Origin of the sequence: Providencia sneebia DSM 19967 (genome assembly GCF_000314895.2) — a bacterium.
In the GTDB taxonomy this organism is placed as follows: Bacteria; Pseudomonadota; Gammaproteobacteria; order Enterobacterales; family Enterobacteriaceae; genus Providencia; species Providencia sneebia.
This window is the reverse complement of sequence record NZ_CM001773.1, coordinates 65,856-83,725: the sequence shown is the minus strand read 5'-3', so window position 1 is coordinate 83,725 and position 17,870 is coordinate 65,856. Positions and strand designations below refer to the sequence as shown.

19 protein-coding genes and 1 pseudogene are annotated in these 17,870 nt (G+C 37.3%); 15 read left to right on the top strand and 5 right to left on the bottom strand.

What is annotated here, in order from left to right; translation table 11 throughout:
- Positions 1 to 31 precede the first annotated feature (31 nt).
- The 7 genes and pseudogenes from OO7_RS00395 to mpl all read left to right on the top strand — a co-directional run.
- Positions 32 to 2,254: pseudogene (locus tag OO7_RS00395) on the top strand (fimbria/pilus outer membrane usher protein); the annotation flags it as partial.
- A 27-nt stretch (positions 2,255 to 2,281) separates the two neighbouring features.
- Complete coding sequence (locus tag OO7_RS17035; protein WP_336431229.1) at positions 2,282 to 2,533, top strand: FimD/PapC C-terminal domain-containing protein; 252 nt, start codon at positions 2,282 to 2,284, stop codon at positions 2,531 to 2,533.
- Between the two features lie 26 nt (positions 2,534 to 2,559).
- Complete coding sequence (locus OO7_RS00390; protein WP_008913987.1) at positions 2,560 to 3,300, top strand: fimbria/pilus periplasmic chaperone; 741 nt, start codon at positions 2,560 to 2,562, stop codon at positions 3,298 to 3,300.
- A 2-nt stretch (positions 3,301 to 3,302) separates the two neighbouring features.
- Positions 3,303 to 3,929 (top strand): fimbrial protein, encoded by a 627-nt coding sequence (locus OO7_RS00385; protein WP_008913986.1) that lies wholly within the window; start codon positions 3,303 to 3,305, stop codon positions 3,927 to 3,929.
- Between the two features lie 12 nt (positions 3,930 to 3,941).
- Positions 3,942 to 4,487 carry a fimbrial protein gene (locus OO7_RS00380; protein ID WP_008913985.1) on the top strand — a complete coding sequence of 182 codons (546 nt, stop codon included), beginning with the start codon at positions 3,942 to 3,944 and terminating at the stop codon, positions 4,485 to 4,487.
- Between the two features lie 25 nt (positions 4,488 to 4,512).
- Positions 4,513 to 5,352 (top strand): MrpH family fimbial adhesin, encoded by an 840-nt coding sequence (locus tag OO7_RS00375; protein WP_008913984.1) that lies wholly within the window; start codon positions 4,513 to 4,515, stop codon positions 5,350 to 5,352.
- Between the two features lie 298 nt (positions 5,353 to 5,650).
- Entirely contained in the window at positions 5,651 to 7,030 is a 1,380-nt protein-coding gene (gene mpl / locus OO7_RS00370; RefSeq protein ID WP_008913983.1) for a UDP-N-acetylmuramate:L-alanyl-gamma-D-glutamyl-meso-diaminopimelate ligase, read from the top strand.
- A 106-nt stretch (positions 7,031 to 7,136) separates the two neighbouring features.
- Here the strand turns inward: mpl and argR are convergent, their stop codons facing one another.
- Complete coding sequence (gene argR / locus OO7_RS00365) at positions 7,137 to 7,607, bottom strand: transcriptional regulator ArgR (RefSeq protein ID WP_008913982.1); 471 nt, start codon at positions 7,605 to 7,607, stop codon at positions 7,137 to 7,139.
- Between the two features lie 572 nt (positions 7,608 to 8,179).
- On the opposite strand from argR, the gene mdh reads away from it, so the two are divergent.
- The gene (gene mdh / locus OO7_RS00360) at positions 8,180 to 9,118 is read left to right on the top strand and encodes a malate dehydrogenase (RefSeq protein WP_008913981.1); all 939 of its coding nucleotides are present in this window, start codon (positions 8,180 to 8,182) and stop codon (positions 9,116 to 9,118) included.
- 132 nt (positions 9,119 to 9,250) lie between these two features.
- On the opposite strand, the gene OO7_RS00355 is transcribed toward mdh, so the two are convergent.
- Positions 9,251 to 9,523 (bottom strand): helix-turn-helix domain-containing protein, encoded by a 273-nt coding sequence (locus tag OO7_RS00355; protein ID WP_008913980.1) that lies wholly within the window; start codon positions 9,521 to 9,523, stop codon positions 9,251 to 9,253.
- Between the two features lie 514 nt (positions 9,524 to 10,037).
- Here OO7_RS00355 and OO7_RS00350 point away from each other — a divergent pair.
- Together OO7_RS00350 and OO7_RS00345 are read left to right on the top strand one after the other, a co-directional pair.
- Positions 10,038 to 10,400, top strand: coding sequence for a DNA-binding protein (locus tag OO7_RS00350; RefSeq protein WP_008913979.1), 363 nt, complete (start codon positions 10,038 to 10,040; stop codon positions 10,398 to 10,400).
- A gap of 271 nt (positions 10,401 to 10,671) precedes the next feature.
- Positions 10,672 to 11,019: a DNA-binding protein gene (locus OO7_RS00345; protein WP_008913978.1), complete on the top strand. Its 348-nt coding sequence runs from the start codon at positions 10,672 to 10,674 to the stop codon at positions 11,017 to 11,019.
- Positions 11,020 to 11,074: 55 nt separating this feature from the next.
- Here the strand turns inward: OO7_RS00345 and ispB are convergent, their stop codons facing one another.
- On the bottom strand, positions 11,075 to 12,046 hold the full coding sequence (ispB, locus tag OO7_RS00340; protein WP_008913977.1) for an octaprenyl diphosphate synthase: 972 nt from the start codon (positions 12,044 to 12,046) through the stop codon (positions 11,075 to 11,077).
- Positions 12,047 to 12,378: 332 nt separating this feature from the next.
- On the opposite strand from ispB, the gene rplU reads away from it, so the two are divergent.
- From rplU to cgtA, 3 genes are all read left to right on the top strand, one after another.
- Positions 12,379 to 12,687, top strand: coding sequence for a 50S ribosomal protein L21 (gene rplU / locus OO7_RS00335; RefSeq protein ID WP_008913976.1), 309 nt, complete (start codon positions 12,379 to 12,381; stop codon positions 12,685 to 12,687).
- A 19-nt stretch (positions 12,688 to 12,706) separates the two neighbouring features.
- Positions 12,707 to 12,964 carry a 50S ribosomal protein L27 gene (gene rpmA, locus OO7_RS00330; protein WP_008913975.1) on the top strand — a complete coding sequence of 86 codons (258 nt, stop codon included), beginning with the start codon at positions 12,707 to 12,709 and terminating at the stop codon, positions 12,962 to 12,964.
- A gap of 135 nt (positions 12,965 to 13,099) precedes the next feature.
- Positions 13,100 to 14,275, top strand: a complete 1,176-nt coding sequence (cgtA, locus tag OO7_RS00325) for an Obg family GTPase CgtA (protein ID WP_008913974.1) — start codon at positions 13,100 to 13,102, stop codon at positions 14,273 to 14,275.
- 80 nt (positions 14,276 to 14,355) lie between these two features.
- Here the strand turns inward: cgtA and dacB are convergent, their stop codons facing one another.
- The gene (dacB, locus tag OO7_RS00320; RefSeq protein ID WP_008913973.1) at positions 14,356 to 15,804 is read right to left on the bottom strand and encodes a serine-type D-Ala-D-Ala carboxypeptidase; all 1,449 of its coding nucleotides are present in this window, start codon (positions 15,802 to 15,804) and stop codon (positions 14,356 to 14,358) included.
- Between the two features lie 259 nt (positions 15,805 to 16,063).
- Between dacB and greA the strand changes: the two genes are divergently transcribed.
- Entirely contained in the window at positions 16,064 to 16,540 is a 477-nt protein-coding gene (gene greA / locus OO7_RS00315) for a transcription elongation factor GreA (RefSeq protein ID WP_008913972.1), read from the top strand.
- 118 nt (positions 16,541 to 16,658) lie between these two features.
- On the opposite strand, the gene yhbY is transcribed toward greA, so the two are convergent.
- Positions 16,659 to 16,952: a ribosome assembly RNA-binding protein YhbY gene (gene yhbY, locus OO7_RS00310; protein WP_008913971.1), complete on the bottom strand. Its 294-nt coding sequence runs from the start codon at positions 16,950 to 16,952 to the stop codon at positions 16,659 to 16,661.
- Between the two features lie 273 nt (positions 16,953 to 17,225).
- On the opposite strand from yhbY, the gene rlmE reads away from it, so the two are divergent.
- Positions 17,226 to 17,855: a 23S rRNA (uridine(2552)-2'-O)-methyltransferase RlmE gene (rlmE, locus tag OO7_RS00305; RefSeq protein ID WP_008913970.1), complete on the top strand. Its 630-nt coding sequence runs from the start codon at positions 17,226 to 17,228 to the stop codon at positions 17,853 to 17,855.
- Positions 17,856 to 17,870: the final 15 nt, after the last annotated feature.

Sequence of the window (17,870 nt, the reverse complement as noted above, 5' to 3'; positions counted from 1 at the left end):
TTTCCTGATTTTTATTATACGGATAATTACAATGTCATTATTGAAAATAAAAAATGTATTAGTAAGAAAGCTTGTTATATTAAGTGCCTTTTTTATTTTTAACTCGGCATATTCAAATACTGTTGAATTTAACCCAAATATGTTCAATTTAGATGATGGTGAGAATATTGATGTTAGCCAGTTTTCTAAATCAGGATATATACTTCCAGGAATATATACGTTAAAAATTCAGCTAAATAAAAATGTCATTTCAGAGCAGCCAATTACATTTTATAGTGATGACTCACAAGAAACTGGTAGTTTGGCTTGCTTATCACCAGATCAAGTCTCAATTTTAGCCTTAAAATCAGAAACGTTGAAAAAAGTCACATGGTTAAGAGATGGGAATTGTTTAGATTGGAGTTCGATCCCAGGAGTCAATTACAATGCTGATCTCGGCACACTAACACTCTATATTGGAATGCCTCAAGCTTATGTTGAATATTCAGATTCATCATGGGAACCGCCGTCACGTTGGGATGAAGGTATTTCTGGAATTTTATTTGACTATAATATAAACGGTAAAACAAATAGACCTCATAAGTCAGGGAATAATTCTTATTCATTAAATGGTAATGGTGTCGCAGGTATTAATTTAGGAGCTTGGCGCTTTCGTGGTGATTGGCAAGGGCATTTAAATCATGCGACAGGATCTAATGAAGCTGTAAACACAAATTTCAAGTGGAGTCGATTTTATACTTATCGCGCTATTGCTCAATTAAAGGCTAAATTAATATTAGGTGAGGATTATTTCGATTCCGATTTATTTGATACGTTCCGCTATATTGGTGCTGCTTTACGTTCAGATTCGAGCATGATACCACCTAATTTACGAGGATATGCGCCAGAAGTTAATGGTGTAGCGCAGACAAATGCTCAAGTGATTATCTCACAACAAGGGCGGGTTATTTACCAAACTCAAGTTGCAGCTGGACCTTTTAGTATTCAAGATTTAAGTAGTGCAGTCAGTGGTACTTTAGATGTAAAAGTTGAAGAACAAGATGGGCGTATTCAATAATATCAAGTTAATACCGCGACTATTCCATATCTTACTCGCCCTGGGCATGTTAGATATAAATTAAGTTTTGGGCGTCCAGCAGATATGGATCACCATACTAATGGAGAAGTGTTTGCTTCTGGTGAATTTTCATGGGGAGTGACAAATGGCTGGTCATTATTTGCAGGTAGTCTCAATAGCCAAAATTATAATGCTTTTTCCATTGGTTTTGGTCGTGACTTACTCGCCTTTGGAGCAATATCGTTTGATGCAACTCAGTCGATTTCAAAAATTTATAATGATAATAAATATAATGGACGTTCATATCGTATCAGTTATTCGAAAAGATTTAATGAAATAGATAGCCAAATACAGTTTGCTGGATACCGCTTTTCAGAGAGCGATTTTATGACCATGTCTCAATATTTAAGTGCAAAAGAAAATTACGGTAAGCGGGAAAATCATCAAAAAGAGCTATATACAATTTCATTAAGTAAAAACTTTCAGGATTATAGACTCTCAACAGGTTTAAATTATCGTTATCAAACATATTGGAATCAACCTGATCAAAATCGTTATGATTTAACGGCAATAAAATATTTTGATATCGGTAATTATAAAAATTTATCTCTCACATTAAGTTTATTTAAAAATAAAAGTAATTGGGGGAATGACCAAGGTGCTTATTTAAGTATGAGTATGCCATGGGGGAATGGTGGTAATTTAAATTATAGTTCAAACATTAATAATGATAATGATGTATCAGATACTGTTGGTTTCTTTAATCGTATAGATAGTGATACTTCATATAGAATGAGTGTTGGCAATCAACGTAGCGGTGGACTTGCTAACGCTTATATTTATCATCAGGCGAATAATGCTAAATTTAGTGGAACCGCAGATTATGTTCATAATCAATATACTGCATTTGGTCTGAATGTGCAGGGAGGAGTGACTATGACAATGAATGGTGGTGCTTTACATAGAAGCAATCTACCAGGCGGTACGCGTTTGTTGGTTGATACAGATAATGTTGCTGATATTCCAGTTCAAGGTTATAGCTCTCCAGTTTATACCAATATTTTTGGTAAAGCTGTTTTACCTGAAGTGAATAGCTATTATCGAAATAAAATTAAAATTGATATTAATAACCTTCCAGATAATGCAGAAGTTAATGATACCGTATTATTAGCTACACTCACTGAAGGTGCTATTGGTTATCGTAAATTTGATGTTAACTCAGGTATGAAATTAATGGTTGCTATTAGATTAACAGATGGGAGTTATCCGCCTTTTGCTTCTCAAGTCACTAATTTAAAAAATAGAAATACAGGTATGGTTGGTGAATTTGGGAATGCTTATATATCGGGTATTAATCCAAATGAAACAATGATAGTAAGTTGGGGGGAAGATAAAAAATGTCAAATTAATTTCCCAAATAAAATAGAAAATAATGGACAGTCTTTAATTCTAGCATGTTCAAATATTATTGAATAAAAACTAATTCTAACTGAGTTGACGTTATGACTATTCTAAATAAAAAAATTTGTATTGGATTACTGTGTGCAATTTCTGTGAATGCACAAGCAGCACTTTCTTTAGATCGCACTCGAATCATATTTGAAGGAGATAAAAAATCTGTTTCCTTGAATATTTCAAATAGTAGTGAAAAATTACCTTATCTTGCTCAAGCATGGATTGAGAATGATAAAGGCGTAAAAATTCAAACGCCATTTGTTGTTGTTCCTCCTGTTCAAAGAGTTGAACCAGGGAAGCCAACACAAGTTAAAATCGAATCAATTAATGCAACTCAGGCATTACCGCAAGATAGAGAAAGTGTGTTCTATTTTAATTTAAGAGAAATTCCACCTAAAAGTGAAAAAGCGAATGTTTTACAATTAGCATTGCAAACTAAAATTAAACTTTTTTATAGACCAGAAAAGTTAATTATGAGTGGAACAGATGTTATTAATAATCCATGGCAAGAAAAAGTTAAGTTACAAGAAAATAGTAGTAATTACACAATTGAAAATCCAACGCCATATTATGTTACTATTATTAATATTGCAAAGGATGATAAAAGTAAAACAGACCCTAATTTTAATCCAGTTATGCTAGAACCATTTGGTAAAGATACTATAAATGTGAATCCGCTAACATTAGGTTCTCATCCTGTGCTGACTTATATTAATGACTATGGTGGACGTTCACAGGTTCATTTTTCTTGTGTCAGTAAAAAGTGTGTCGTGAAAGAAAAAGGCTAATAATGAAGCTATCAAATTTTATTTTATATAAAATTGTCGGATTAGTTGTTTTTTCATTATCTTTAAATGCAATTGCACAGAAAGATTTAAATCAAACATTATACCGGCCATTTTCTAGCTCAGAAGGTATTGATGGGGCTAGGGGACAACTTTATGTTTATGGATCTTTAGTTGAAAGTCCTTGTAAGTTGGCAATGACATCAAAATATCAAGAAGTCGATTTAGGTGTTATAGGCACTGCTGAATTACAAAATGTAGGAAGAATAAATAAATCTACACCTTTTACTATTGAATTATTAGATTGTATTAGAACTCCAGCTACTTCAATAGATGAAAGATTAGGAACTTCTTTTTGGAGCCATATTCAACCATCCGTAAAAATTAAGTTTTATGCTAAAACGGTACCTAATAATCCTAATTTAGTTTCTGTTACTAATGCCGAGGGTTTCGGTTTAGCCATTCTTGGTCAAGATAAAAAAATAGTTCCATTAGGTGAATACGTTACACCTGAATTTCTACAGCCCGGACAGAATATTCTTACTTATTATTTAGCACCAATACGAATCTCTCAAGAATTAAAAGCAAATAGTTATCGTGCGATTATTTATTTTGAGCTAGATTATGAATAGAGATATTTTAAAATGAAAAGAATAAAGGAAATAATTTTAGTTATATTTACTTTTATCCTTATACCTAATATTTCCTATTCTAATGGGGGATACAACCAAACTATTATTCATATTTATGGTTCAATTCTATCAGCACCTTGTAAAGTAAAAAATGATGTTGTTAATGTAGAATTTGGTGACATTATTGGTAAGTATCTTTATTTACACGAAAGAACACCGAGCATTCCTTTTTATATTGAATTAGAAGATTGCAGAACTAATATAGCTGATTCAGTTATTGTCAGTTTTTCTGGAAATCCATCTTATGGCGATGGTTTAGATGGCTTTCTTGCACTAGATAGTAATAGTGTGGCTACTGGTGTGGCGGTTGGAATAGAAATGGAAAATGGTCAATTTCTCTCTCTAATGGACGAATCAAAGGCCATAGGCTTAATTGAAGGTGACAACATATTACCTTTTAAAGCGTTTGTTCAAGGTGATGAAACAGTTTTAAAAAATAAATCGCTCGGATTTGGTGAATTTTGGGCAACGGCAACATTCATATTGGAATATCTATAAGGCCTATATTATGAAGAAGATATTCATGTTTCTTTTATTTTTTCCCTTATTATCTTTTGCTGATAACGCTTGGTATGTCAGTATTCCTTCATATCGTATCGACCCTAGTGCTCCTTTTAATTCTAGATTCCAATATACATCGGTGCTTTATTTAACTGATCAAGGTTTACAATCACAAGAACCTTTAAATTATGATTGTTCGAATGGATGTTGGGTAGGGGTAAATACGCAAAATTCTGGAAATCCTAATGATCCTCGTTATATAGATCCTGAACAAGAAAATGTTTATTTTAAAGGGACTACGGTTGGTGATGCTCTAACTGCATTATATGAACGTGTTGGCTCTTTCTATTATGTATCTAGTGCAACAGCACCTGATCGGATTAACGAAGGTATTGTATGGTGCGGGGCTGTAGGTTTATCTCGCTCTGGATCTGGGCCTTCATATCGAGTGATGGCGGGTGGAGAATGTGGTAAATTGCCTAACCCACCTAACTTAGAGTGTTCTTTACAGACCTCCAATGTTGATTTAGACCATGGCGAACTTACGTTAGATGAAGTTGATGGAAATTCAGTCAGTGGTGAGTTCATTATACGCTGTAATCAAGATGCACAATTATTACTGACGTTAATTAGCCCCGATGAAGAGGATAGTGACCCTTCTGAAGGTACTCGAGTCGTATTAAAGAAAAATGAGTTATATTCTATTATTACAATTAATAATGAACCCGCAGTGACACAAACTATTTTCGAAGTCGATGAAGATGACACTACATTTACAGTGACGTCGACTCTTGAGAGAAATGGTTTTGTGAGCCCTGGCCCGTTCTCTGCTTTTGCTTATGTGGTTATGTCGTATTTATAAAAGAGTTTTTTTAAAGATTATAATTACAGTGGGTTATTGTGTGTAAAATCATTTTGAATTGAGATTATCTATCATACAGCCCACTGTTTCTTTTAACTCCCTTTCTCGATTGATATTTCCCTCTTTATTTTGCGAGTAATATTTCTATGATAGGTTTTCAGTGATGCAGGATTCATTGTTGCTATTGTTTTAAGAATATTTACCTCTATTACCTAAAATAATTCATAAGTAATACATTTATAAACATAAAGTTAATGGGTAGAATAGTGATAAACCTCATGCTATTGGATGAAAAATAATGCACATACATATTCTGGGTATCTGCGGTACATTTATGGGAAGTTTGGCAATATTGGCTCGTTCATTAGGGCATAAAGTCACAGGCTCTGATGCGAACGTGTACCCACCAATGAGTACGCTTCTTGAACAGCAAGGAATTGAATTGATTCAAGGTTATGATCCTAGTCAATTAGAACCTGAACCAGATATGGTAGTGATTGGTAATGCAATGACGCGAGGTAATCCTTGTGTGGAAGCTGTATTAGAAAGAGGACTAACTTATACCTCAGGTCCTCAGTGGCTTCATGATCATGTTCTTCCTGAACGTTGGGTACTTGCAGTTGCTGGAACGCATGGAAAGACGACAACAGCAGGTATGCTCGCATGGATCCTTGAAGATTGTGGTTATAAGCCCGGTTTTCTCATTGGTGGTGTTCCCGGAAATTTTGATGTTTCAGCTAAATTAGGTGAAAGCCCATTTTTTGTGATTGAAGCAGATGAATATGATTGTGCCTTTTTTGATAAGCGTTCTAAATTTGTTCACTATAGTCCAAAAACGTTGGTACTGAATAACCTCGAATTTGATCATGCAGATATTTTCGATAACCTCGAAGCTATCCAAAAACAATTCCATCATTTAGTGCGCATTGTTCCCGGTAGCGGGAAAATTTTTATGCCTGATAATGATGCAAATTTGAAGCAAGTCATTGGCATGGGATGCTGGAGCGAGCAAGAATTGATTGGTGAGCATGGTGAATGGCAGGCCAATAAACTTAATCATGATAGCAGCCATTACGAAGTGTTCTACCAACAAGAAAAAGTGGGTGAAGTTAATTGGTCCCAAGTCGGTAATCACAACATGAATAATGGGCTGATGGCCATTGCTGCGGCGCACCATGTTGGTGTTCCTGCAAACGAAGCTTGTCTTGCATTGAATTCATTTGTGAATGCTCGTCGCCGTTTAGAATTACGTGGCATGGAACATGGTGTGAGTGTATATGATGATTTTGCACATCATCCAACAGCAATATTGGCAACGTTAGAAGCATTACGCAGTAAAGTTGGCGGAACTTCCCGTATTATTGCTGTACTTGAGCCGCGTTCCAATACGATGAAAATGGGGATCAGCAAGAATGATATTGCGCCAGCATTAGGCCGTGCTGATGAAGTGTTCCTATTCCAACCAACCAATATCCCTTGGATGGTTACTGAAATTGCTGAAAACTGTGTACAACCTGCGCGTTGGAGTGCAGACATTGATGCTTTAGCAAATATGGTTATTGAAGAAGCCCAGCCTGGAGATCATATTCTTGTCATGAGCAATGGTGGTTTTGGGGATATCCATAATAAATTATTAACGGGTTTGAAGAAGAAAGCTGAAGCACAGCATGATGAGTAATTTCTCAAGTAAATAATAAATTATTTCAATATGTTAATATGTAAAAAGGAGAAGTAAATTTCTCCTTTTTACTAAAGCGGCACAAAAATAAATGGCTTAGTAATATCTACAATTCTTGATCAAATAGAGCCAGAATGGCTTCATAAAGTTCTTTGGTCGTAAATTCATTAGCTGGTGTTGAAAAAATGGTATCATCCCCAGCAATACTGCCTAAAATCCCTTCTGCTTTACCTAAAGAGTCCAACAAGCGCGCAATCAATTGTGCTGCACCTGGGCTTGTTCTTATCACAACCACAGAATTATTATAATCAATATCCAATACGAGATTTTTTAATGGGCTTGTTGCAGTTGGAACGCCCGGTTCAGTGGGTAAACAATAAACCATTTCCATTTTAGCGTTACGAGTACGCACTGCACCAAACTTGGTTAACATTCTGGAGATTTTGGATTGATTAATATTTTCAAAACCTTGTTCCTGAAGAGCAACGACAATCTCTGCTTGGGAACTAAATTTTTCTTCTTTAAGTAGGGCTTTAAAAGCCTTAACCAAGTCTTCTTGTTTAGACGGTGTACGCATAATTAACCCATCCTTTGCTAGTAAATTGGTGAGTATTATCCGTAAATGTGCATTTTTATGCAACAAAATTGAGTTGTGATGTTTTTCTATGCAATAAAAAGGGCTATGAACATATCTTCTAATTTTGACTGTTTTTTAGCAGAAAGTTATAAGCTAGTGCTAAGTGATAAATCAATTGATTGAATCAATGTGAATTTTTTGTTAATTGAATTAAAGGGATAACGTACTATTGGTTTTAAAAACAATTTATTATGTGTAAATCAAGAGTAGCAAAAATTATTTGTTAAAAAAGTGTCCCTTATCTCATTAACAGATAAGGATTTTGTTTAAAATGGTGAGAATTAGTATGCAGACTGCTCTGCGTTAAAAAAAATCAACGTCTGTTAACAATTTGTTTTTCATCAGTAATGTATTTATACCCATGATACTTCAAATTGTCGTTAGTTGCTTATATTAATGAAGCTGATTAACATTGAACGACATAAGTTACCTATACATTTTGAATTATTCTGGGTAGGGTATATAACTGAACGAAATCATATACTTTTTAAGTTCAATAAAGGAGTTTCAGAATGAAAGTTGCAGTCCTAGGTGCAGCAGGTGGTATTGGTCAGGCTTTAGCCCTTCTTCTTAAAAACCAGCTCCCAGCAGGTTCAGAACTCTCTCTCTATGACATCGCTCCAGTAACTCCGGGTGTCGCTGCTGACCTTAGTCATATCCCTACTGATGTAAAAGTTGTTGGTTTTTCAGGTGAAGATGCGACTCCAGCGCTGAAAGGTGCTGATGTTGTCCTGATCTCCGCGGGTGTTGCGCGTAAACCGGGTATGGATCGTTCAGATCTGTTTAATGTTAACGCAGGGATCGTCCGTAATTTGGTGCAACAAATTGCAGAAACATGCCCAAAAGCATTGGTTGGTATCATCACTAACCCAGTTAATACTACCGTTGCTATCGCAGCAGAAGTATTGAAAAAAGCCGGTGTTTACGACAAAAACCGTCTATTTGGTGTAACAACACTGGATATCATCCGTTCAAATACTTTTGTTGCTGAATTGAAAGGTAAGAAAACGCATGAAATTGAAGTGCCAGTTATCGGTGGTCACTCAGGCGTCACTATTCTGCCATTGTTATCACAAATCCCTGGCGTAACCTTCACAGATGAAGAAGTTGCTGCACTCACCAAACGTATTCAAAATGCTGGTACTGAAGTTGTAGAAGCAAAAGCGGGTGGCGGATCTGCGACATTGTCCATGGGACAAGCGGCTGCACGTCTAGGCTTATCACTTATTCGTGGTCTACAAGGCGAGCCTAACGTAATTGAGTGTGTTTACACTGAAGGTGATGGTGAGCATGCACGTTTCTTTGCTCAGCCTGTTCTTCTTGGCAAAAATGGTATTGAAAAACATATCTCTTTCGGTCAGCTAAGTGACTTCGAGCAAAAAGCACTGAAAGAAATGTTAGATGTACTGAAAAAAGATATTGAATTAGGTGAAAAATTCATTAATGGCTAATAAGCATTAATGTATTTAATCTAAACGAGTAGCACTTTGGGGCTACCAATAAACCGCTGATAACACATTGATAAAGTGTCCTATTTTATGTGGGCACTTCATTTATGTTATCAGCGGTTTTTTTATGCTTACTCAATCTACAGTTTGATTTTTTTCTCTACCTTTTCGCTCTAATCGTTCACCTGTAATTGGGTTGAAATAACGGCTTGGCCATATTTCAGATGGATGTATTCCCAAAAAATTTGCAATGATCCACTCACCTTTCGGCCAAGGGCGCGATAGCGCATTGGCTAATGTCGATGAGCTTAAACCTGCATGCCGTGATATTGCGGCTAATGTTGTTCCTCTTTTACGCAAAGCGGCAATAATGTCAGCTGGGTGCCAATCTGATTTCCGTAAAATCATTTTTTAGTCCTTTTTTATTTAAAATTATGTAGAGTTAGTGGTACAGGTAACAGAAGATTGTGATACATTCAGTGTAATCTTGCTTGTTATTAGAAATAAAATAACAGAAATTTCCCAAAAATATTTCTAAATTTTTCTAAAAATTCAGTTTTATGAAATGAATCTTATTTTTGTGAAATATAAGAAAGTGGTTTTACTTATATTTGTGATTATGTATAACACTTTGAATGTAATAACTAACTAATAATGGTTATTGTTGAAAATTTCTTATTAAAGGAGTGCGTTATAGATACTTCTAATATATATTTATGATAAATTAAAAAAAGAAAGTTATTAGAATGATATTTACTCAATTTATTGTTATTAAAAGAGATTAAAATATAGATTACATAGATGATTTATATATAGATTTATAATAAATATTTAAGCTAACAAATTAATTATCGATATTAAGAAATTATAAAAAATTTCAGCAATTATTCTTTGATGACAATAATGACTAGGAGGGTCAGATATGCAAAAAGAGTGGCTAACAGCGAAGGAGCTTGTGGGGTTAAATGGACTGCCCATGACGACACAAGGCATCAATGCCATGGCTAGACGTGAAAATTGGGTATGCCGCAAACGACGAGGGATACAAGGAAAGGCGTTGGAATATCATATTAATAGCCTACCTGTGGATTTATTTGAGCCACTTTCTGTTTATGAAACACCAGCAACCTATCAAGTAACACAAAATGAAAATTCGATTATTTGGCAGGAGGCTTATAACCAACTTTCAAATGAAGAGCGAAACATTATATTGGCATTTATTATGCGTGAAGGTGTCATTTCATTGGTGGATTTAATAAATAAAAAAATGCTTTCTGAAAAATAGAACAATAAATAGAAAAAATTCCTATAAGTATATTCCGAGGTAGATATAGTTTGTTGTTAATGATGTAATTAACATGAATCATTCTTGTGAAAATATAATGATAAGATAACTATGTTAATGTAATCAATAAATGATGCAATAATATCAAAAGGATATAAATCTAAAATAAGCTTTATATATCAAAAAATAATAGATTTTCTTTTTTAATAACAACCCTATTTAGATACGGCTATAAGGGTGAATTTCATCATATAAATTCGAAAGAGATAATATGAAAAAAATGTGGTTTACTGCAAAAGAATTAGCTGGTTTAGAAGGTTTACCGACTTCTCCTCAGGGAGTGAACCTGATGGCGAGAAGAGAAGGATGGCAAAATCGTCGTAAACGAGGTGTTCAAGGTAAAGCAGTAGAATATTGCCTAGAGAGTTTACCTGATGAGATCCAAAATCAGTTAAACCTTTGCGAATCACCGGTCTATTATCAAAGTAAAAAAACGGATGCTTTGCAAGTTTGGGTTGAAGCCTATTATCAGTTAACGGAATATGAACGTAGTAAGATTGTGAAATACATTTTGCGTCATGGCTTATCCTCTTTGTTAGAAAAGATAGAAGTAGAATAGAAAAGGGAAGATGTTTCTTCCCTTTTCCATATTAGAGATAATTTTTCTATTGAGATTATGAATGGCGTGATATTGCAATGCGAGCAAGCGCAATCAAAGCTTCTTTATATATCGAGTCATCTAGTACACTCAGCGCGTCAATGGCTTTTTGTGACTCTTCTTGGGCGCGAGAATATGTATATTCTAGTGAGTGGCACCGCTTCATTGTCGCAAGAACCGTTTCTAATAAATGACGGCCATTACCTTGCTCTATGGCTTGGCGAATTAAGGCTGACTCAGCTTCTGTTCCATGATTCATCGCATGAAGAAGTGGAAGAGTAGGTTTCCCTTCATTAAGATCATCCCCAGTATTTTTACCCAGTTGGGTATTATCAGCATCATAATCTAATAAATCATCGACTAGCTGGAATGCTGTACCTAAATAGCGACCATAATCTTGTAGTGCTTTTTCTTGCTCAGGGGTTGCTTGCGCTAAAATGGCAGAGGCATGTGCTGCGGCTTCAAACAAACGCGCGGTTTTACTGTAGATAACTTGCATATAAGTTTCTTCAGTAATGTTAGGATCATTGCAGTTCATCAACTGCATGACTTCACCTTCAGCAATAACATTAGTCGCTTCTGACATCAATTTAAGCACACGCATTGAGTCAAGTGCCGTCATCATTTGAAATGAGCGAGTATAAATAAAGTCGCCCACGAGAACACTTGCTGCGTTACCAAAAACAGCATTAGCCGTTTGTTTACCGCGCCTCATATCTGATTCATCAACGACATCATCATGGAGTAATGTTGCAGTGTGGATAAACTCAATCAATGCGGCAACTTGGATATGTTTATGTCCAGAGTAGCCGAGTGATCGACCCGCAAGGATCGCGATCATTGGACGGATCCTTTTACCGCCACCGCTAACAATGTAATAACCAAGCTGGTTAATTAGCGTAACGTCTGAATTCAATTGACTGAGGATCGCTTGGTTTACCGCTGACATATCCTCGGTGGTCAGTTCAATAATAGATTCTAAATTCATCGTAATTTATTCATATTATAAAATTTTAGCTTTACCTGATCATAAAAGGCGCTGTAATCAGAATAGTTATAGCGTAAGCATAACATTAATATTTCTAAGATAATCACTTGTAATGCAAAAAATGTTTAAATAAGTAACAATTCGAGCTAGACAAGGAAAATCAGCATTAAAATTACGGTCTTATTAAAAAAGTCGTATTTTTTGTCATCTGGCTTCATTATAGGCTTGTGTTCTGATGCTTTTTTGCGTAGAATTCGCGCCCTATTGTGAATATTTTTATAGCGTGCTCAGGAATTGAAATATTTAGCGAGTACGCGGAAAGCGGAGTTAATATGTACGCGGTTTTCCAAAGTGGTGGTAAACAACACCGAGTTAGCGAAGGTCAAACTGTCCGCCTAGAAAAGCTGGACATCGCAACAGGTGAAACTGTTGAATTTGATCAAGTTCTGATGGTTGCTAATGGCGATGAGATCCAAATCGGTGCTCCTGTCGTTGAAGGCGTTAAAGTGAAAGCGGAAGTGGTTGCTCACGGTCGTGGCGATAAAGTTAAAATCGTTAAGTTCCGTCGTCGTAAACACAGCCGTAAACAGCAAGGTCACCGTCAGTGGTTCACTGATGTTAAGATCACTGGCATCGCTTAAGATTTAGGAGAGCAGATTAATGGCACACAAAAAGGCTGGCGGCTCGACTCGTAACGGTCGCGATTCAGAAGCAAAACGTCTGGGTGTAAAACGTTTCGGTGGTGAAGCAGTATTAGCAGGTAGCATCATCGTTCGTCAACGTGGAACTAAGTTCCATGCAGGTAGCAACGTAGGTTGCGGCCGTGACCACACTCTGTACGCTTTAGCGGATGGAAAAGTTAAATTTGAAGTTAAAGGTCCAAACAATCGTAAATTTATCAGCATCGAAGCTGAATAAGTTTTCTGACTTTTAATTCGAATTTTAAAGCCCTGCAAAACATTTTGCGGGGCTTTTTATATTTAAAATACGCCATCTCTGGGTAAGAAAGCCATCCAGCACTATAATGACTCTTATACAGTCGGAGAAAAGATTATGAAATTTGTTGATGAAGCCAAGATATTGGTAGTGGCGGGAGATGGTGGCAATGGTTGTGTCAGCTTCCGTCGTGAAAAGTATATCCCGAAAGGCGGCCCTGACGGCGGTGACGGTGGTGACGGTGGAGATGTCTACTTACAGGCAGATGAAAACCTGAACACCTTGATTGATTACCGCTTTGAAAAATCATTCCGTGCAGAACGAGGCCAAAATGGTCAAAGCCGTGACTGCACAGGTAAGCGTGGCCAAGATATTACAGTTAAAGTGCCTGTAGGAACGCGTGTACGCGATCTTGGTACTGGGGAAGTACTTGGTGATATGACTCGCCATGAACAGCGCCATATGGTTGCTAAAGGCGGTTTTCACGGATTAGGTAATACCCGTTTTAAATCATCTGTTAACCGTGCACCAAGACAACGCACCATGGGTACGCCGGGCGAAACGCGTGAACTTATGCTTGAGTTAATGTTACTTGCTGACGTTGGCATGTTAGGTATGCCAAATGCAGGTAAATCAACCTTTATTCGGTCTGTTTCCGCCGCAAAACCAAAAGTTGCTGATTATCCATTTACAACTTTAGTACCAAGCTTAGGCGTGGTTCGTATGGATAACGAAAAAAGCTTTGTTATTGCAGATATTCCAGGCTTGATTGAAGGTGCAGCAGAAGGTGCCGGTTTAGGTATTCGCTTTTTAAAACATTTAGAGCGTTGTCGCGTTCTTTTACACCTCATTGATATTTGCCCAATTGATGGATCTGATCCTGTTGAAAATGCAAAGATCATTGTTGGTGAACTCGAAAAGTATAGCGAAAAATTGGCTGAAAAACCGCGTTGGTTAGTCTTTAACAAAGTGGATATTTTAGGTCCTGAAGAGTCCGCAAAACGTGCAGCAGAAATTGCAAAAGGCATGGGTTGGGAAGATAAATACTATATGATTTCAGCTGTAAATCATGAAGGTGTGAAAGCGTTATGCTGGGATATCATGGAGTTTATGGAAACTCAACCTCGTGATATGGCGACAACTGAAGAAGAGAAACAGCCAGAAAAAGTTGAATTTATGTGGGATGACTATCATAAAGAGCAACTAGAAGGTGCTGAAGATCTTGATGATGATTGGGATGACGATTGGGATGAAGATGATGACGAAGGTGTTGAAATCATCTATCAAAAATAATCTGATTGATTAATCCATTATTCTATTGTGAAAAAGGCGCACTTTCTGATGCGCCTTTTTGATCTATGCTGATCTTAAGATCAATTTTTCTGAAAAAGATCTTTATACAGCCGGCTTTCAAAACGCACTAACGGAACGCGACGTGTCCGTTGTTGATTTTGAGGTACCGCGTAGGCAGAAATATATTGTACAAACGCGACTTTTTGCCCACTAGCGGTTGTAATAAAACCTGCTAAGTTATAAACACCTTGTAATGCGCCTGTTTTTGCAGAAACCTTACCGTTTACGCCTGCTTCATCTAGGCCTCCTCGGTAACGTAATGTTCCATCATGGCCCGCAAGCGGTAGCATAGAAATAAAATCAAGCTGTTGATCATTTTTGGCGATAAATTGCAAAATTTCCATCATTGTGGCTGGTGTAATGAGATTATGACGAGATAAGCCCGAACCATCCACCATCACGGTATTGCCTAAATCAATTCCTGCTTTTTGTTTTAGGATTTGCCTAACTGCGTCTGAGCCAGAACGCCATGTTCCCGGCACACCATAATAATCTCGACCAATAGTTCGAAATACAGTGTCAGCAATCATATTGTCCGATTTTTTCAGCATCACTTTGAGCAAGTCATGAAGCGGTTTTGATTCTGTTTTTACTAAGATTTGAGATTGTGGGGCAGGTAGCGTGCGCTTTTTAACATGTCCAGTTAATTCAATTCCTGCGTGTTCTAACTCATTTTTCACAATAGCTCCGGAATAACTAGCACCATTTTGTACTGCGAAGGCGAGCGGAAGAGGCTCGCTGCGCTGTGCTAAACAACCCGTTAAGGTATAGCGATTTAATTCACCAGGAACAACATCAAGCTCACAGTAACGCCCTTCTGGAGCACCTTTAGCAAGAGTTTTAACTTCACTAAACATATTTACCGGATAAAAACTGGCTGTTTTGATATAAGCCATATCGCCCGCTTTTTCTGCTGGATACAGGGAAACGGAAAAACAGTTTCTATCAATAATGGCAGCAGCAGGGGGAGCACTGAAACACTGTGTCATATCATTCCATACCCACCCCGGCGCTTTATCATGGCTCGTGAATGCAGAAATATCGACAATAAGGTCGCCATCAACCTTATGAATACCAAGTTGCTTGAGTGCATTCACCATGTTGCGAATTTGTTGGCGCGTGAGGGTAGGATCGCCACTAAATCTAATGACTAGATCACCGGTGAGTGTGTTGTTATTCAATTTGGCACTACTTTCAAAGTTAGTGACAAAACGGTAATCAGGCCCAAGTTGCAATAATGCAGCGAGTGCTGTCACAACTTTTTGAGTACTCGCTGGGAGTGCCATTTGTTGCGCATTATAATCAATGATTGGCGTATTGCTTCCGACCTTTTGTGCAACCAGAGCGAGATTAGTGCCATCAGGTAAGTATTGCTTATAATCATCAATAGGGATTGCAAAAGCTTGCCCAGCAGCCAAGGTAATGCCTAAAGTGATGACCCATTTTCTGGTAAGTGTTAATAACGACATAAATTTCACACAGTAAGGTAGACATACTATACATACTAAAGTGTAATGCCTGAAAAAGTAAACGATGACCCGCTATTAACTCTACGTTAGAATAGTCAGCATTGTGCTAAGATAAGTGAGTGAATCGGTTTTTAATGCCTTTTCACAGCCTGTGTATTGTTTGAGTACCTCCTACCGTGTTGAGGGAGGTTGTACTGTTGTGACAGAAAATCAGGAAGATACTTATTTTTATAGAGGATTGAAACAGAGGTATTTATCAATGAAACAGATTCCAATGACGGTATTGGGTGCAGATAAATTACGAGAAGAGCTTGATTATCTAAAATCTGTCCGCCGCCCGGAAATTATTGCATCAATTGCAGAAGCTCGTGAACATGGCGATTTGAAAGAGAATGCTGAATATCACGCAGCTCGTGAGCAGCAAGGTTTTTGTGAAGGTAGAATTCAAGAAATAGAATCTAAACTTTCTCATGCTCAAGTTATTGACGTCACTAAAATGACGAATAACGGACGCGTTATTTTCGGTGCCACAGTCACTGTATTGAATGTGGATACAGATGAAGAGCTGACTTATCGAATTGTTGGTGATGATGAAGCTGACATTAAAGTGAACCTTATCTCCGTGAATTCACCTATTGCGCGTGGTTTGATTGGTAAAGAGGTTGATGACGTCGTCACTATCAAAACGCCGGGTGGTGATGTCGAGTTTGAAATTCTTAAAGTTGAGTATATCTAATTCCTATTTTACTGAATTGGTTATACTATTTTAGAGTATTAGAGAAAAAGGCCGCAGGCGGCCTTTTTCTTCATACAAAACATGCTTTCAATGGCATTTTTGTATAAGTGAACAAATATTATTTAGGTAAAATAATTTTGCGATCTGCCGAAGGTCGGTAGATAACAAGTATTTTGCCAATAATTTGTACATTCGCGGCACCTGTTTCACGAACAATCGCATCAGCGATCAAGTTTTTGGTATCACGGTCTTCGCCTGCGATTTTGACTTTGATAAGCTCATGGTGAGTTAATGAAAGTTCAATCTCAGCTAAGACACCTTCTGTTAATCCATTGTTGCCAATCATTACAACAGGGTTTAAGTGGTGAGCGAGACTTTTCAGGTGCTGAATTTGTTTTTTATTAAGATTCATCGATTTTTTGCTTAGTTAGTATTGAAAATGGCTTATTCTACCGCCATCTGATATCTATCACCATCAATTATATCTATAGGATGGTAAAGAAGCAGTAATGTATACACAAAATAACTCAAGTTACCGCTAAGTTAGCGAGCAAAATATTCTAATAAGCGTAGTTTTTATCATTATGTGATTGGGATGGCAGATTTTATTTACACTCATTGCTAATGGCAACTTGAAGTATGGCAGGTATAGATGTATTTCTATTAGTTGAGTTGGAAAAGTACAATGGCCAATAAAAAACGTTCGGCAAGCTCAAGTCGCTGGTTACAAGAACATTTTAGCGATAAATTTGTTCAACAAGCACAAAAAAAGGGGCTTCGCTCGCGCGCATGGTTTAAACTGGATGAAATCCAGCAAGGTGATAAAATTTTTAAACCTGGTATGACCGTTGTTGATTTGGGAGCAGCGCCCGGTGGCTGGTCACAGTATGTTGTTAGCCAAATAGGTAACAACGGCCGAGTGATTGCGTGTGATCTTCTACCAATGGACCCAATTGTTGGCGTGGATTTCCTGCAAGGAGATTTTCGTGATGAAGCCGTGTTAGCAGCACTGTTAGAGCGGGTTGGTGAAAAAAAAGTTCAGGTGGTCATGTCCGATATGGCCCCAAACATGAGCGGGACTCCCGCGGTCGATATACCTCGATCGATGTATCTGGTTGAGTTAGCATTGGATATGTGTCGTACCGTGTTGGCTCCTGGAGGAAGTTTTATCGTTAAAGTATTTCAAGGAGAAGGCTTTGACGAGTACCTAAGGGATATCCGTTCCCTATTTACGAAGGTAAAAGTTCGTAAGCCAGAATCTTCGCGGGCAAGATCGCGTGAAGTATACATTGTAGCGACAGGGCTAAAACTGTAGTACCCTGAGCGCTAT

What these genes read in the sequence shown, in the direction of transcription:
- OO7_RS00375 (WP_008913984.1), top strand. Translation starts at nt 4,513, where the DNA reads ATGTTTCTTTTATTTTTTCCCTTATTATCTTTTGCTGATAACGCTTGG.
- dacB (WP_008913973.1), bottom strand. Translation starts at nt 15,804, where the DNA reads ATGTCGTTATTAACACTTACCAGAAAATGGGTCATCACTTTAGGCATT.
- OO7_RS00390 (WP_008913987.1), top strand. Translation starts at nt 2,560, where the DNA reads ATGACTATTCTAAATAAAAAAATTTGTATTGGATTACTGTGTGCAATT.
- mpl (WP_008913983.1), top strand. Translation starts at nt 5,651, where the DNA reads ATGCACATACATATTCTGGGTATCTGCGGTACATTTATGGGAAGTTTG.
- OO7_RS00350 (WP_008913979.1), top strand. Translation starts at nt 10,038, where the DNA reads ATGCAAAAAGAGTGGCTAACAGCGAAGGAGCTTGTGGGGTTAAATGGA.
- yhbY (WP_008913971.1), bottom strand. Translation starts at nt 16,952, where the DNA reads ATGAATCTTAATAAAAAACAAATTCAGCACCTGAAAAGTCTCGCTCAC.
- greA (WP_008913972.1), top strand. Translation starts at nt 16,064, where the DNA reads ATGAAACAGATTCCAATGACGGTATTGGGTGCAGATAAATTACGAGAA.
- OO7_RS00380 (WP_008913985.1), top strand. Translation starts at nt 3,942, where the DNA reads ATGAAAAGAATAAAGGAAATAATTTTAGTTATATTTACTTTTATCCTT.
- OO7_RS17035 (WP_336431229.1), top strand. Translation starts at nt 2,282, where the DNA reads ATGAAATTAATGGTTGCTATTAGATTAACAGATGGGAGTTATCCGCCT.
- OO7_RS00345 (WP_008913978.1), top strand. Translation starts at nt 10,672, where the DNA reads ATGAAAAAAATGTGGTTTACTGCAAAAGAATTAGCTGGTTTAGAAGGT.
- rlmE (WP_008913970.1), top strand. Translation starts at nt 17,226, where the DNA reads ATGGCCAATAAAAAACGTTCGGCAAGCTCAAGTCGCTGGTTACAAGAA.
- argR (WP_008913982.1), bottom strand. Translation starts at nt 7,607, where the DNA reads ATGCGTACACCGTCTAAACAAGAAGACTTGGTTAAGGCTTTTAAAGCC.
- rpmA (WP_008913975.1), top strand. Translation starts at nt 12,707, where the DNA reads ATGGCACACAAAAAGGCTGGCGGCTCGACTCGTAACGGTCGCGATTCA.
- OO7_RS00355 (WP_008913980.1), bottom strand. Translation starts at nt 9,523, where the DNA reads ATGATTTTACGGAAATCAGATTGGCACCCAGCTGACATTATTGCCGCT.
- OO7_RS00385 (WP_008913986.1), top strand. Translation starts at nt 3,303, where the DNA reads ATGAAGCTATCAAATTTTATTTTATATAAAATTGTCGGATTAGTTGTT.
- cgtA (WP_008913974.1), top strand. Translation starts at nt 13,100, where the DNA reads ATGAAATTTGTTGATGAAGCCAAGATATTGGTAGTGGCGGGAGATGGT.
- ispB (WP_008913977.1), bottom strand. Translation starts at nt 12,046, where the DNA reads ATGAATTTAGAATCTATTATTGAACTGACCACCGAGGATATGTCAGCG.
- rplU (WP_008913976.1), top strand. Translation starts at nt 12,379, where the DNA reads ATGTACGCGGTTTTCCAAAGTGGTGGTAAACAACACCGAGTTAGCGAA.
- mdh (WP_008913981.1), top strand. Translation starts at nt 8,180, where the DNA reads ATGAAAGTTGCAGTCCTAGGTGCAGCAGGTGGTATTGGTCAGGCTTTA.